This is a genomic window from Pantoea sp. EKM21T, from assembly GCF_011800405.1.
Taxonomy (GTDB): domain Bacteria; phylum Pseudomonadota; class Gammaproteobacteria; order Enterobacterales; family Enterobacteriaceae; genus Pantoea; species Pantoea agglomerans.
On sequence record NZ_JAALFV010000005.1, the window covers coordinates 373,450 to 389,537 of the forward strand.

Consider the following 16,088-nt stretch of genomic DNA (forward strand, 5'->3'; position numbering starts at 1 on the left):
ATATATAAATAAAAACGTAGAGTGAACAGTGTGAAGAGTTTTTTGTAAAATCTTTTTCTTAGCTCAGTTCTCTTCTCATTAAGCGAATAATGTATTTGTTCCCCTAAGTGCCACAAGCGGGGATTATAGAGCTAGATAATCTTTAGAAATTTATAGTTCGTTTTAAATGGATACTTACATCAGCTCTTGCAGTGCTTGCCGTCGGATGTATAGACGGTTGATAAGAATAATTTGTATACTTTTTTCATATCTCCAAATTTTTCAGGTACTCACATGAAGATGACACGCTTAGAAGCTATCAAAGCATGGGGAAGAGCAAGCCGTGAAGGTAAGCCAATTCCCGATGAAGTCAGAGAGGTTCTGCTCAGCACCCAAAATGATAGCCGCCATGATTTCCATATAGAATCTCCCACAGTTAAAGTTAGAGTTAGCAATGAACAAGCAAAAAGGAATGTGAACGGCAATAAACTGTTAACTGCACCTGTTACTATCCGTAGTGTAGGAGCAGCTTTAAATCCTGAGCAAATGGAAATTTACAATCAAAAACGTAAGTTAGATAACCAACAGCGTAAACATAACCCTCAACTTTATTCGAATATTTTGCTAGAGCTTATTTCATCCGGTTTATCAAGAAAACAAGCAACGAAGAAAGCGAAAACTATTTTTCAGGGTGAAACATTAGATCGATTCAATAAAGAAAAAAGAAAATCAGCGGAAAAATCAACATCCCCGGCCATATATAGAGGAATTTTTAATGACGAAATAATTAAACCTAGCTCTCGACACCTAGCAAAAGTCAAACAGAAAGAAACCAATCAAGCTGATAATGAACAGAAAAAGATAGATGCAGTCCTTATAAGGCGTCCAATTTCATGCATCGAATGCAAAATTGATTTTGAATATTTTGGAAGATTTGTAGACCATACTAAAGATATTCATCGCACAAGCATAAGCACACCTAAATTAATCATAGAGATTGAAACACCAGTTGCCGCTGCTGATAATGTAATAGATCCGCCTGTATTGCCATCAAATGAAACAGTAGAGGAGGCTTTTTCTATTCGTGTTGCCGAAACTTCAGAAAGCTTTAGTGATAAGTGGATTAGGTTGTTTGCAGAAAATGGGTACACCGTTGCTATGGTCGATGCTTTCAAACGTGAAGCAACCAAGCAAGGCATGGATGTTAAACAGGCACATGAATTTCTTAGTGTCTGTAAGCCGTCAAAACATCTCATAGAAACGCCTGTACGCCCTCAAGAAGTGATGATTCTCCCTGAACAAACTAACGCCATCACAAGCCCCTTAGAAAAGCTTGTTGACTCAGTTGCTAATGATGCTTCTTATATTCCCGCTCTCTCTGAATCTATTGAGCAAGCGTTATTCTCTGATCGTATTGTTCGTACCCGTACCAATCAGAACGATTTTAAAGAGCGTGTAGCCGCTAACTTTGGTTATCGTTGTGCCATAACGAATAGCGGAGAAGCCTTAGAGGCCGCTCACATTGAACCAGTAAGGACAGGAAACAATAACACTTCTAACGGATTATTGATGCTTGCCTGTTTGCATCGTCTTTTTGATGCTGGTTTGATGGGCATTAATCCTCATTCACTCACTGTGCATTTCAAACCTGACTGCACATACTTTGCTAAAAGTATCTTGGAGGGTAAAAAACTGAATGTTCATTCAGTTACTCTGAATATATCGGGACTGCTAGAACGCTGGCTTAGCTTTGAGGCGTAAGATATCTCAAAGTGAATTGCAAATTTTGCTATAGTCACTTTTTCTGAGAGCGTAAATACCAACCTCCGATCCTCGCTCATAGCAGACATGACTTAATAAAATAAACTGCTTTGCACAATGAGAGCAGTTGTTGAAAATGAAATGTTCAAAGTTTCAGCGTTACAATCTACTTCACGTAACATTAAATGCGCATCGTTTTAGCGAATTTGATGTGAGAAACTACATTATGCTCTCATCCATAACGAGGGTTAATAAAAGCAATTGGTATACGCTTTGGTATACGCTCGCAAGTTGAATTCAGAATTTTCCTTTATATTCATAAAGAAAAATTCGAAATTCAGACTCCGCCAGCCCACCAAATTCTTGGTTGATGGTTACCAGAGCCATTATCGAAGTCCTGAGAGCCCGCAAGGTAAAAGCCTTGCGGGCTTTTTTGTGTTTGTGATTTTGCAAGACGCTATTAATGGCGCTGGCAGTGCTGGGGCAACAGCACCTCTGCGACCATCCAAATGCTGGAATCGCCGCACAAACACGCTGCGGTAATTGGCTACTCGGTTATTGGCCTCGCTATCCTGTCTGACCATGAAAGTGGAGCAGCGGTGACGCGGGCATGAAGGCGATTATCGGCGGCGATGCGTTTGCCATCGCTCCCAAATATCGCGACGCCTATTCAACCCATATTCCGGCAGTAATTCTGGCGGTTAATAAAAACCCAATGCGCTTTACCGACCACAGCGGCGGCGTTCCGCGTCGCCGGGTAATCCTTACGTTTTCGGAAGTAATACTAATAATGGCGAAGAGCGCGACCCACAGCTGTTGGATAAAATCAGCGCCGAGCTGGGCGTCATTGTTCGCCATTTGATGCAGCGCTTCACGTTAACTGATGAAGCGCGCGAGCTGTTGCAGGTACAGCAGTCATCCGGCGAAGCGCTGGAGATAAAGCGCCAGGCCGATCCGCTGGTCGATTTCTGTGGCTACCTGATGCCGCTGAGCACGCCGAACGTGCTGTTTATTGGTAACGCCAATATTCGCCCTATAAACCCGAAACGCTATCTCTATGATGCGTATCTGTCCTTCATTGAATCGCGCGGACATCAGCATCCGCTCAGCCTGACAGCCTTCGGCCATGCTGTGCCACAGACGCTGAAAGAGTATGAGTGAGTTATTACTGAAGCGCCGTACTAATAAGGGCATACAGACCAATCTTACGCTACATGAAGACAGCGAGGCAGATTGGCTGCCAGCATGTAGCGCCTGATAACATTAACCCACAAAAACCGGCTTGAGCTGGTTTTATATTTGATGCTAATAATATTATCAGCAAAGGTGGGAAATGAGTGAATAGTAGAAAATAAAGATGTGAAACCAAACTTATCGCTCAATAATGAAACACATCCCAATAAAATTGGTTTACTGCCTAACAGGGATGACAATCATCTCAGCACTTACCGCCCACAAGGAGAACAAGCCAAAAATATTGGGATCTTTCATTTTCTCCAGTGAGCTCATTCTGTGACATACTGTCCTATTGAGATTAGTTCTTAATTAGCAGCGCATTTTATGAGATCCAAAATTGTGGGAATATAGAGTTCCTCTTCAACTACTTTAGTTTTCTTAAAATGCTCAGAATGAAAATTTAAATGTTTTTTCAGCGTTTTTTCCCAAGATACATCTTTAAAGTTTCCTTCAACCTCAATTATTTTCTCAAAACAAAATATCATTCTGGCCAAGTACCAAACATATTGGTCATACATAGGATCTCGCTCATGTCTACAATCTGCACTGTAGCCTTTAGAAAAATGTGGGTTTTCCATGGCTAATTGTAAATATTCCTGATAGGCCGTATCTGCAATAGTTTTTTTTGCAATTTCTTTGCTCTCACTGATAGTTGCTTTTGCAACTAAAATAGCCCAAACAGCCACCCCAGCACTTACTAACGGAGAAGCAATTGTAGCCAAGTTAACTAATATTTGCATATAAACCCTTAATGTTTACGATTGAATCCAGCAGGCTGGGTTTTTGTCTTTCTATATGATTTTAGCTTTCGCCTAAATGCTGCTAAATCTATATCAGCAGTACTAATTGCTATTTGACCAGTCCCATGAGCATGAGAGATAAGTTTATGATGTTTCTCTTTGTATGGGGCTTGTATAGTTGAACCACCATACTCTCCCGTATTTGTAATAACAACATGTTGATACATATGCCACTGAAGCGCTGAAGCCATATTATCGAATGTATCTATATCTCTATTGTACGCTGCAATGACAAACATATCAGTCAAATCTCTCAGATCTGCCGCAAGTTTTATATCAGTTGCATCGTAGCAAATCGCACCAGTTATTTTAAATGGTCCTTCTGGGTGACCTTCGATAGAAATAATATGTTGTGATGGTCTATATCCTTGAACACCAAGAGTCACTTCATCACTGGTCATATGATATTTACCTTGGTCACGTACACGCCACTGAGTTCCTGAGTCGGTAGAGTCTGGAATAATCCAACGAGCTTTGTTGACTATTCGACCATCATGCTCACAGAAGACAAATCCACAAAAAATGATGGCTTTAGTTCTAAATGCCAACGCTCTCACTATGTCTTCGTCGTCTGGGTGAACAGCCAATTCAGAAAAGACAATCAGGTCAGCTGTACTTGTATGATGCCTAAACTCATTTTTAAGTTTTGCATTTAAAGTCTGCTCCGTTAGCTTACAGATTTCCGCAAGGTGCTCTCTGTGCTTCCAACGCACATCGGAATTATCCAGTGTCACGTCAGAAGGGTGAAAATGTTTATCCTTTGGAAATAATTGCTGAACCGTAACAATTCTAAAATGGTTTGATACCAGCTCAGGCCTGCTTACAACAGTAGGTAAGGTTGGAACATTCGATGAAGTACATATTTGTGTTTTTAAGTAGCCTAGCCTATCTAACATACATTTTCTAAAATCACCAAGGTTGGTAATTGACAATATATCTTCTTGGTTTATATACGAAGAAGAAAAACCGGGCCATTGCAATCCATGCTGGAGAAAGCTCGCGAACCAATCAGTTATAGTTCCATATGAACCAACAATTGATTCTGGTGTATGTAACATTCCCATGCGCCGCTTGTAAAACTGAGAACGAATACCATCATATTTTACTCTATCGAGCTTTAAATCATTTCGCTGAGTATAATCTACATTACCTAGAGCTGCACTTCTTAGCACACTGCACACCCAATAAAGCTTTTGCTCATCACATTGATTTTGCTGGGGTTTGACTAACCACTCAGGGCTTTCATATCGCGGGTCTTTAGCTGTTTTACCTATTTTATCTATCGAACATGAAAAATTAACATCTGGACGCCATAGTTCAGTCCATGAGGTTGAGATATCGTCTAATTTTACCTTTATTTCATGTGGGGAATACTGCTTTCCATTTTTTTGCCATAAGTTTTTCTCTTTATCATCAAAAAGATCAACTAATGCTACACCTAACTTCAGAAGCGCATGCTCGTATTTAAATGGGTTTTCCTTGAAGCTGATCACTGATGAAAGATAATGCTCCGAACCATTTGGTCTTGACTCATTTTTTGGTATGGCCCATCTAAATGCGTTAATTCTGTTTTTATTTTTATCTTTTCCTTGGTCTTTCGCTCTAACAATTTCTTTCCAAATGGCGCTCCAAAACTCCCCGCCCCGGAAAGCAAATTTGTTGATAATTGAATCTAGCACCTCATTATTATTTGTATGAGAGAGTAGAAAAGCTGCATTTGCTTGGTAGTCTTTACTAATTTGAGCCGATAATTCAAATAGATAACCATCACTGCTATTTAATGGTTCTAAATGCTGTTTAATTAATACGCTTTGAAGCCTAGTAAGATTAGGGGAAGCTTTATTACTAACTATAAACGGCTTATTGATCACTGAAAGATAAAGTAGTGCTTGCTGATATGCATAGCTTGGTATTTCAGATTTACATGAAAGTAGTTTTTGGGCAAATGATGTAACTTCACTCATTAACTTTTTATAATTAGAGACACTCTCTGGATGTAAATTTCGATATATATCAACAACACTACGAAATATATCAGAAAGAAGATATAACATGATATACTTATCACGTTCATCACGATTAGATTTTATTCTAGAAAAAATAATGTCAAGAATAGTGCTATAAGCATCTAGGTTAGGATTTATGGTTATCGCTTTGCGAAAGATAACCATAATCGATGGATCTTTTAGCCAAGCCATTACTAATTTTTTTGCAATCAGTGAAGATTCATTATCAAATTGCTTTCTCTCTCCAGGTGAAATTAACCTATTCTTTTTAGCTAAACTTGTTTGCAGTCTGTGGGCAGAGAATCTGCGCAAAGATTCAATTTTAATTGATTTATCATTGCTGAACCCAGGAAATAAACCATTGGCATCATTAAAAAAACCATCTTGCTCAGTGAGTAATAATTGTTGAAGTGCTGGAATATTATTATCAAGTCCATTACGTTCTGGGATACTTGAAGTTCCTATCTCACGCTGAATCTCATTGATTCGATTTGTAAGACCACTTTCGTTATCAATATCTGAAAGTATCAAAATAGAAGTTTTACTATTATTAACTTCTAAATATTGCTTTTTATCTGGCTTATTTTGTTCCAACGTATCATCGAGAACACTCTGAATTAATTCATGAATAGAATTCTTTATCTCTTCACTTTCAAGCGCCTCTCCAGAAATCACTAACCTAATATCATCGACATATCGACAATAGTCATGCAGTATAATTTTGCTACCTTCTATCTCTTTACGAAGTTTAGAAATTAAAGATTCATCAAAATCAATGAGATAGGCATTCGCTAGAGCTCCAGCCGATGCCAAACCTTGAGGAAGTCCAACAATTTCTTTTAAATCTAAACTTTCAAGTAAAGATAAACAATCCTCAGGCCACTTCCAATTTAAAATTTCACTCGCCAAATCCCAAAAGCTATCATTATCTAAAAAACCATGACCGTAATGGTTAGAAGATATTTTTTTAAGCTTTTCTAACAGAATATTTATTTTTATAGAGCCGAAAAAATTTTTTAGATCTAAGCTGATAATATAGACATCATCTATTCCACTAACTTTATTTACTGTTTCTCTTCCAACGTATATAGGTCTTTGTAGAAAGCTTCTATAATCGGCAGAGAACTTTCTATAATATTCGCTCCCTCCCCACCTAAACCTTGCATTTTCATTTACCCAATCACATACAAGCCTATTACCGTAACTAACTACTTTATTTTTTACATGCTCAGCATAGCCAAGATTACTTAATGAACAATCCTTTTGTCTCGTTTCTAACGCGTCAGCAAGACACATCATCACAGCTGTTGCAAAAGACTGATCTTTAATAGATATATTAGCCAATGGCCTTAACTTTCTATCATCTTTATTAGTAATCCATTTCCCTTTACTAAAGAACCAGTTCGCTCCTTTAGGAGCAGGTATCAATTCAATATCACTTTTGGACAGATCCCCATACTCGACCTTACTTGCCCAACTAGTGACTTCATCACTAATATCAAAAGCACACCTGTCTAACGCTAAAAGATCTGCATACCAATTGTGAGTTCTCACAAAACCATCTGTTTTTTTCCATGCTAGTCCTAAAATAAATGGGTCCTTGAGATAATCTGATTTAGGCTCGAGGTTGTAATACTTTCTATCCAGTAGTTTCATTTTTCTCAACTTATTTTATGTGTTCTTATTGACTTCAAATACAGAATTGAAATTCACTGCTTTTAGCACCCAAAAAACTATACTTCCGTTCCTTCATCGAATCATCCAAGGTAAGTGTCGAAGGTTTTGTCGTTTCAAATGGCGGCTCTCCTAATACCTAATACATTGGGCAATGCTTCTAGGCCCTAAAGTGAGTTGTACGGGAAGGAGCCTTATAGTGGTCAAAAAAAGCCCACCGCATCAGAGTTTTTCCAATATCGCTTTTCCGGTTAGTTTGCCGCTAAGGTAATCCTCCCCGAAAGATCGATGCTGACATAATTATAATGTTCTCTTGATCGAAGATTCTCGTGGTATTTGATGAAGTGATCGAATTTAACTTCCCCCCAGATCAATTCCATTCGCATACAAGTCTAGGTTAACACTTAAATTTCATCATTAACTTTTTCTTTTGGCACAGGGCTGACCACTACCTAACGCCATGAATTTATTAAAATAATAATCAAAAATGAACAGTGTGAACTTTTTTTCCCTAAAATCATTTTATTTTGGATTTTAGACTGGCCGTTGGTTATCCTAGCGCAACCGTTCCGGGGTATGTGATCCCATATTTCGTACAAGTTTAGGTAAACGGATCAAAGTTGAATTAGATAAAAACTCAATTATACATGAGCTTGCGTGATTTATTCAGACTCCGCCAGCGCGGATTTTCCTATGTCTGCGATCTTCCTTAAAACATACCTTCCGACTGACGCAATGCCCGCTTCATCGTCTGACTAACTTCATAAACTAACGAAACTAGCTTGAGCTTGGCTGTGCGAGTCAGTCCCCATAGTTAGTGACCTGAGTATATTATTTTAAAAACAAAAAATGAATAATTCAGATAACGAAGATTTAGAGAAACAGTGTTTATTTAAGGTAGATCTGAGCAAGGCACGTACCTGCCTGTTTTAAAAAGGATGTCGTTCACACAGATGGAGTTGAATCATGGATGATGGGTTAAAAATTGTATTGTCTCCTGTCCAGCTGGCTGCTGCCCTTTCTGACAAGTCAGTTACCGAATCTGAGACAATGTCTAACCGTCTTATGGGCGGGCTGGGGCTGGTAATGGGAACGCTTGAGCTGGCCGGAGCAACTGCGCTTTGTATGGCACCCGAGCCTACAGGCTTAACTAAGGCGGCCTGCATCATTGTTGGCGCGCACAGCATGGACAGTATTAATACCGCAGCAAATCAGGTTCTGAGCGGCAAGAATGTTCATAGTGCAACATATCGCGCCGCCATTGAGATGGCGAAACAGTTTGGCGCCGATGAAGATACAGCGTGGAAAGTAGGCCTGACCGTAGATGTGGGCGTGCCGATAGCTTTTTCTCTTGGACTTGGCGCGGCGAGAATTGCTGCCGTTCGTGTTGGCCGAATCAAATTAATTGAGCATGAATCTGTCTCTGGATCAAAACCGGGCGGGCATACGCTTTTAAAGCATATTGGAAAATCACCCCAGGAACTTCATGAAAGAATTATCCAATCCAATGGGGTATTGGATCTATCTGGTTCGTTCTCGTCGCTGGAGATTGCCGAAGCAGCCATATCAAAGGCACTTCATAATAATCGGGAGTGGATAAAACTATGGGCTGCAAGTAAACCACGACATAACATGACGATAAGTTACGATGTGGGTAAAACCGTTGGTTATGTTGTTCAGAAAGGGAACAACACTGCCTATAAAGCAACTAAAATCAGAGTTGCGCTGAAGTATCAGACTTACAATAACAAACCTTATTATATAATTACTTCTTTTCCAGATAAGTGAGTTGATCATGAGCCGTGCACCTCTTGCCCCAAACTTAGATTTATGCATTGTGGGAACACTTAATCAGGACTTCGACGTTATCACTGGCGCTGATACGATGGATGGTGCCATTGATGTAGTCGTTGACGAAGCTTCTCCAGAAGAAAGATGTAATTTACGTAAAGAACTTACTGACTTTCTTAAGCTGTCAGAAGAAGAGATAAAGGAAGAGTTTTCTCAGCGATGGCAAGATATTTCACCTGATTACGCCAGCAGTTTTTTGCTCTATTTCCTTGAAAGCATCAAAAGATACGATGAAAGATGATGTTGCGTGCGCGCCCATTCGTGAACTGATTGATAGGTTTGTTGGTGGTGCACTTGCTGCCTTTTAAATGGGACGTTTATGGTGACAGGAATGGAACAAATAGCCTCGGTTAAGCTCATTGAGAAAAGCAAAGCCTCTGATTTCAAACAGGCAACCTCTGAAGTTATTGTTGGGGATAAACCGACAGGTTTCACCATTGACGGACAGGTGCTGGAAGCGGCTGTTAAGGTGGATAGTGACAGATATATTCTGTTCACGACTGATGATGTCATTTTCGATGAATCCCTTACCGTCACGCTCATCAGTTTAAGTAAGGGAAAGCTTGAAAGCCTGCAGATTGGCAATGAATACTCATCCGGTTCTTTTGAACAGCTGTCTGTGCATGACGAACATATCCGCTTCAATTTCATCGGCCATTCTGTATGGGTGATAAAAGTGAATGACAGCCCAAAGCTCCGTCTTCCTTTTGTTTCGGATCCGCATGGAGTCAAGCGCGCCTCGGGTCTAAAAACATACCTCTCTATTGATGCAAAGCCCTGCCCCACTATCTGACTGAACGCCTTAATGGATGGGATAGGTGTAGGCCCGGCGATACCCATAATCTCTGTATCAGGCGTTTCGCTGGCAACAGATAACGCTCAGGCACTTTCCCAATCTGAAAGACCAGCCCTTCTCACACTTCCTTCCGCCCTCCCCACTCCCCCTTTACAGCCCCAACCCAAACACGAAATAATACCCCTCTACGCCGGGCCACAACGCCCTGCCAACGCTTAAACCCAAACTCAACTCTGCGGACACCCTATGAATAACGAAATCTCTCTCAAATACTATGATGTCGCAGATGAGTATGCGACAGAGTCCGCTAAGCCGGTGAGCGAAGCAGAACGTACGCCGCTGGCGCACTACTTCCAGCTGCTGATCACCCGTCTGATGAACAACGAAGAGATCAGTGAAGAGTCGCAGCAGGATATGGCGCGTGAAGCGGGTATCGATGAGCAGCGTATTGATGAAATTGCCGAGTTCCTGAACCGCTGGGGCAACGAGTAACAGACGCTCACCGGCAGACGAGCTTTGCGCAGTTCGCCGGTTAATCTGCCTGACTCAGTACCGCATTCGCCCGCCGGTATCCCCGTAACAACGCCCAGTGCTGACAGCCACGTGTCCCACGTGGCTGATGTCCGTTCCCTGCCCTACCGACCCATCTTCGTTTTTATCTGCCGCTACACACACTCCATCACACTCGCCTTCATCCGCCACAAAGCCCCCTTCCGCCGCTCACCCTCTGGCGCACCTGAAAATTATCATCCAGACTTATATAGTCTGCGCAGGCATTGTGTTTTACACTGCGCGCTGTAAAAAACTGAGTAGATTAAGCAGGCAAAAATGGCGATGAACGGAACGATCACAACCTGGTTTGAAGATAAAGGTTTTGGCTTTATCAAAGATGAAAACGGTGATAACCGCTATTTTCATGTGATTAAGGTCGCCAATCCTGATCTGATCAAGAAAGATGCGGCGGTGACGTTTGAACCCACCACCAACAACAAGGGCTTATCCGCCTATGCGGTGAAGGTCGCGCCGACAAGCAAATACATCTATATCGCAGGCGAGCGGCTCAAGATCACCTCGATTAAGTCTTATCTGGTCTACAACGAAGAAGTCCCGGTCGATGCCGGTGTCGATAAAGAGAACGCGGTGTTGTCAGTGGGACTGCTGCTGAATAATATCCGGCCGAAAACTGACCCGAACGCCAATGAGATGCGCTCGCTGAAAAAGCTGGCGGTCACCACTTTCCAGGGTACGACACTGATCTTCTCTGAAGATGAGATCGACATTGAAAGCACGGTTAAAGTGCTTAAAGGCCTGAAGTAATCCCGCAGGCGGGCCGAAATTCTGTTGGCAGGATTTCGGCCTTCAGCCTCCTGCCAGCCTGCTATTCAGGCACATTTCTCTGACACGAAATCCCCGCCCGCAGGGCTGATACAAGACAAAGCGTTGCTCTGGCGGATAAAACCGTCCTGCTCTCCCCTCTAATCCATTGTTTATGATAAAACAAAGGTCAAAAGCGCAGCTCATCAAGGTTCATCCCCACAAAGCGACTTTCCAGGGTAGAATTAGAAACTTTGTTCAGTCATTGCCAATGTTTTCCATCATCGCAAAGTGATACGAAAAGCGGGTGAAATAAGGTATAAAGCCGCATGAAAATCCCAAACAGAATCCAGCCCCTGGTCGATGACGGCCTGATTGACGATGTCCTGCAGCGGCTGAAAAGCGGCAAAGAAGCAGACGTCTATACCGTGCTATGCGGCGGCAAGGTGCAGTGCGCCAAAGTCTATAAAGAAGCGACCCAGCGTAGCTTCAAGCAGGCCGTGCAGTATCAGGAAGGTCGTAAAACCCGTAACAGCCGTAACGCCCGCGCCATGCAGAAAGGCACAAAGTTCGGCCGTAAGCAGCAGGAAGAGTCCTGGCAGACCGCTGAGGTAGATGCCCTGTTCCGCCTGGCGAACGCCGGTGTTCGCGTGCCACAGCCTTATCTCTGCATCGACGGTGTGTTACTGATGGAGCTGGTGACCGATGCCAATGGCTCGGTCGCGCCACGTCTCAGCGATGTCTCTCTGTCTGAAGAGCAGGCGGTGACGGATTTCCACACCATGATCCGCAACATCGTTCGTATGCTCTGTGCCGGTATCGTTCACGGTGACTTATCCGAGTTCAACGTGCTGCTGGATGACCAGGGGCCGGTGATTATCGACCTGCCACAGGCGGTCGATGCGGCGGCCAATAACCATGCCGAGTCGATGTTCGAACGTGACGTGGACAACATCACCTCCTACTACGGTCAGTTCGCTCCGCAGCTGTTGAAGACGCGCTACGCCAAAGAGATCTGGCTGCTCTATGAAGATGGTAAACTCACCCCGGAAACACCGCTTACCGGGAAGTTTGTGGAAGAGGAGCGCGTAGTCGATATGGATTCTCTGATGGATGAGATCATCACCGCAGAAGATGAATATTACGAGCGCCAGCGCGCCAGCCGTGAGCGCGACGAAGAGTAACTGCATCAATAAAAAAGGCAGCGAGTCGCCTCGCTGCCTCTCACTTACCGCACTATCACAACGCCATCACCGCACGATGACCGTCAGCGCAATCAGAGTTAAGCCGATGATCATCACGCCGACAAAGACCGTATCGAGCCTGCTTTTTTTCATCTTCTCCTCCCTAGAACCACTGACCAAAGCGACGGATGTAGAAACGCTTCATGCCCTGCGCCACCAGGCAGTAGCTGAACAGCGTCAGCACCAGCCACGGGAAATATTGCCATGGCAGTGGCACCAGACCGACCATCGCACCCAGCGGTGAGAACGGGATCAGGATGCCCAGCGCCATCACCGCCAGCGTAGTCAGCATCACCGGTAAGGTGGCGCGACTCTGGATAAACGGAATCTTCCGGGTACGCAGCATATGCACTACCAGCGTCTGTGACAGTAGTCCCTCAATAAACCAGCCGGACTGGAACAGCGACTGCACGCCTGCATGGTTAGCGCCGAAAACAAACCACATCAGCGCAAAGGTGGTGACGTCAAAAATTGACGAGGTCGGGCCCATCCACAGCATGAAGCGTTTGATGTTGCCGGCATCCCATTTACGCGGCTTATTCAGAAACTCACGGTCAACCTTGTCCCACGGCAGCGCCAGCTGGGAAACGTCATACATCAGGTTCTGAATCAGCAGATGAATCGACAGCATCGGCAGAAACGGAATAAAGGCACTGGCCACCAGCAGCGAGAAAACGTTGCCGAAGTTGGAGCTGGCGGTCATGTTGAGATACTTGATGATGTTGCCAAAGGTCTCGCGTCCTTTGAGTACACCCTCATTCAGCACCTGTAAATCCTTCTCCAGCAGGATGATGTCCGATGAGGCTTTCGCCACATCCGCCGCGCTGTCCACGGAAATCCCGGTGTCAGCTGCCCTCAGCGCAGGCGCGTCGTTAATGCCATCGCCCAGGAACCCGACGGTGTGACCGTTCTGCTGCATCAGCCGCACCAGACGGGATTTCTGCAGCGGCGTCAGCTGAGCAAACAGGGTGCAGCGCTCGGCTTCCTGCGCCAGCTCATCATCGTTCATCGCCTCAATCTGATCGCCCGTCAGCATCGCCGGATCGGTCAGCCCGACATCGGCACAGACCCGCAGCGTCACCAGCGGATTGTCACCGGTCAGCACTTTCACCGTCACACCGCTGTCACGCAGGGCTTTAATCGCTTTGCCCGCGCTGGCTTTAGGCGGATCGCGGAAGGTCAGCATTCCCTGGATAATCAGATCGCGCTCATCACTGTCGCTGAGCGGCGCGTGTAGCTCGCCATCACGGGTTGCCACCAGCAGCACGCGATAGCCCTGCTGATGATAGTGTTCAGTCTGCGCCAGCAGCGCCGCACGCTGTGCCGCATCCAGTGCGACCACCGTGTCGCCCTGCCGCACGGCAATGCTCACTGCCAGCATCTCTTCCACTGCGCCTTTGCAGATCAGTTGTGAACGATGCTGAGTCAGATCTTCCACCAGCACTGACACCCGACGGCGGGTAAAATCAAACGGCAGCTCATCGATCAGCTGGAACTGGCTGCGCTGAGACTGTGAAATGACCTTGTCGCCCGCGCAGAGTAAGGCGCGATCCATCAGGTTTTTCGCGCCACTCTGGCTGCCGCTATTGAGCCATGCCAGCAGCAGCACCTGTGCATCTTCGTTGCCCCGCGCATCCAGATGATGCGCCAGCAGGATGGTGTCCTGGGTCAGCGTGCCGGTTTTATCAGTGCAGAGCACATCCATCGCGCCGAGGTTCTGAATGGCGTTGAGCTTTTTAACGATCACTTTGCGGCGTGACATCGCAATCGCGCCCTTAGCCAGGTTGGCGCTGACAATCATCGGCAGCATTTCCGGGGTCAGTCCGACCGCAACGGCCAGTGCAAACAGCGTGGCATCCATCCAGTCGCCTTTGGTGAAGCCGTTAATCAGCAGCACCACCGGAACCATCACCAGCATAAAGCGGATCAGCAGCTTGCTGACGCTGTTCACCCCGCGATCAAACGCGGTCTGCGGACGGCTTCCGGTCAGCGATGAGGCCAGGGAGCCGAACCAGGTTTCGCCGCCCGTCGCTACCACGACTGCGCTGGCTGTGCCGCTGGCCACGCTGGTGCCCATCAGGCAGATATTCGGTGATGCCAGCCGCTCCTGGGCGGTCTGACCTTCGGCATCGATACCCGCATCGCTGCTCTGTTTCTCAACCGGCAGCGACTCGCCGGTCAGCACCGCTTCACTGATAAACAGATTACGTGAACTCAGCAGACGGACATCGGCAGGCACCTGATCGCCGGTGCTGAGCAGAATGATATCGCCCGGCACCAGTTCACTCATATCCACATCCTGACGCTGCGCGGTTTCGCTGCCTGGCTCACGGCGCAACACGGTGACCTGGCTGCGCACCAGTGACTTCAGTGCCTGCGCCGCACGGTTGGTGCGAAACTCCTGCCAGAAGCGCAGCAGCCCGCTCAGCATCACCATGGTGAAGATGATGATCACGCCGGAGAGATCGGTCTCCTGACCGGCGCGCAGCGGCAGAATATAGTCGGTAAACAGGCTCACCAGCGCCAGGACCAGTAATACGTAGATAAACGGGTTATTAAACGCCATCAGCAGCTGAATCAGCGCCGGTGGCGCTTTCTCATGCGCCACTTCATTACGGCCATACAAAGCCAGTCGTTTCGCCGCCTCAGCCTGGGTCAGGCCCTGACGCTGGCTGCGCAGGTTCGCCAGCGTCATATCAATGTGCTGGTCCGCCTGCTGCGCCACAGCAAACATTTTTTTACTTTTTTTATCATTACGGTTGCCGGATGAAGTGATCGCAACCTGTTCCAGTTTCATGTCGCTCATTTCGACATCTCCCTGATTTAAAGCAATAGTTGTCCTGCACGGGAAATAACGTGCATGGATAAAACCTGGCGTGGCCGGGTTATTTAATGGGGTGACTTTCAGAAACAGTCAGGTTATTCCGCCTGCGCGCTAAATAATGACGCACGCAGGGTTACCTGACGCCGGTTATACGCGGCGTTTTAAAAGTCTGATATCAGCGATTGGGCGCAGCCTGGGCTACGCCAGACGGGGCGGAGGAAAAAGAGCGAATATAAACAGCAGCATAACGCGCACTCCTGATGATAGCAGGATTAAAAACAAGGAGCGCGATCGTTAATTAAAGCGGGGATCGCTGCTCGCCGGTTGGCAAGCAGCAGAGGAAATTCAGCTTGCCAGAATAAAGGTTAATCTCGGGTGACTGTCCAACTGAATTCTCCTGAAGTTATCTGCCGCCATTATAAAGAGAGGCCGGCTTCGGTAAAGCAATAACGTATTGAATAACGGTTTCGTTGAGGATTTGTTTCTGCTCAGGTTGCCGCTTCGGTAACGGCGTGGCGATCTTCTTATAACCTCCAGGTAATCCTTATAACCTTTTGGCATATGATTAGCCCATATTCGACTATTCTTCGCATCGGCCCTTTC

The 16,088-nt window shown here is 45.4% G+C and carries 11 protein-coding genes and 1 pseudogene; 8 read left to right on the forward strand and 4 right to left on the reverse strand.

Annotation, left to right across the window (positions count from 1 at the left end; genetic code table 11):
* Window positions 1-273 precede the first annotated feature (273 nt).
* Window positions 274-1,740, forward strand: a complete 1,467-nt coding sequence (locus tag HFD87_RS12975) for an HNH endonuclease signature motif containing protein (protein ID WP_167423525.1) — start codon at window positions 274-276, stop codon at window positions 1,738-1,740.
* Between the two features lie 485 nt (window positions 1,741-2,225).
* A pseudogene (locus tag HFD87_RS12980) lies at window positions 2,226-2,998 on the forward strand (primase-like DNA-binding domain-containing protein); the annotation flags it as partial.
* A 283-nt stretch (window positions 2,999-3,281) separates the two neighbouring features.
* Here the strand turns inward: HFD87_RS12980 and HFD87_RS12985 are convergent.
* Window positions 3,282-3,716, reverse strand: a complete 435-nt coding sequence (locus tag HFD87_RS12985; RefSeq protein ID WP_167423526.1) for a restriction endonuclease — start codon at window positions 3,714-3,716, stop codon at window positions 3,282-3,284.
* A gap of 8 nt (window positions 3,717-3,724) precedes the next feature.
* On the reverse strand, window positions 3,725-7,438 hold the full coding sequence (locus HFD87_RS12990) for a reverse transcriptase domain-containing protein (RefSeq protein WP_167423527.1): 3,714 nt from the start codon (window positions 7,436-7,438) through the stop codon (window positions 3,725-3,727).
* 984 nt (window positions 7,439-8,422) lie between these two features.
* Here HFD87_RS12990 and HFD87_RS12995 point away from each other — a divergent pair.
* From HFD87_RS12995 to HFD87_RS13020, 6 genes are all read left to right on the forward strand, one after another.
* Entirely contained in the window at window positions 8,423-9,244 is an 822-nt protein-coding gene (locus tag HFD87_RS12995) for an RNase A-like domain-containing protein (RefSeq protein WP_167423528.1), read from the forward strand.
* Window positions 9,245-9,251: 7 nt separating this feature from the next.
* Window positions 9,252-9,548, forward strand: a complete 297-nt coding sequence (locus HFD87_RS13000; RefSeq protein ID WP_167423529.1) for a contact-dependent growth inhibition system immunity protein — start codon at window positions 9,252-9,254, stop codon at window positions 9,546-9,548.
* Between the two features lie 90 nt (window positions 9,549-9,638).
* Window positions 9,639-10,100 (forward strand): hypothetical protein, encoded by a 462-nt coding sequence (locus HFD87_RS13005; protein ID WP_167423530.1) that lies wholly within the window; start codon window positions 9,639-9,641, stop codon window positions 10,098-10,100.
* A 249-nt stretch (window positions 10,101-10,349) separates the two neighbouring features.
* Window positions 10,350-10,595 carry a YmjA family protein gene (locus HFD87_RS13010; RefSeq protein WP_010672163.1) on the forward strand — a complete coding sequence of 82 codons (246 nt, stop codon included), beginning with the start codon at window positions 10,350-10,352 and terminating at the stop codon, window positions 10,593-10,595.
* 336 nt (window positions 10,596-10,931) lie between these two features.
* Window positions 10,932-11,420 (forward strand): cold-shock protein, encoded by a 489-nt coding sequence (locus HFD87_RS13015; RefSeq protein WP_010257735.1) that lies wholly within the window; start codon window positions 10,932-10,934, stop codon window positions 11,418-11,420.
* A gap of 326 nt (window positions 11,421-11,746) precedes the next feature.
* Window positions 11,747-12,601: a PA4780 family RIO1-like protein kinase gene (locus tag HFD87_RS13020; RefSeq protein WP_010257738.1), complete on the forward strand. Its 855-nt coding sequence runs from the start codon at window positions 11,747-11,749 to the stop codon at window positions 12,599-12,601.
* 66 nt (window positions 12,602-12,667) lie between these two features.
* Here HFD87_RS13020 and mgtU read toward each other — a convergent pair whose 3' ends face one another.
* Entirely contained in the window at window positions 12,668-12,754 is an 87-nt protein-coding gene (gene mgtU, locus HFD87_RS23170; RefSeq protein WP_354439566.1) for a magnesium transporter protection protein MgtU, read from the reverse strand.
* Between the two features lie 10 nt (window positions 12,755-12,764).
* On the reverse strand, window positions 12,765-15,467 hold the full coding sequence (gene mgtA / locus HFD87_RS13025) for a magnesium-translocating P-type ATPase (RefSeq protein ID WP_039391420.1): 2,703 nt from the start codon (window positions 15,465-15,467) through the stop codon (window positions 12,765-12,767).
* Between the last annotated feature and the right edge of the window lie 621 nt (window positions 15,468-16,088).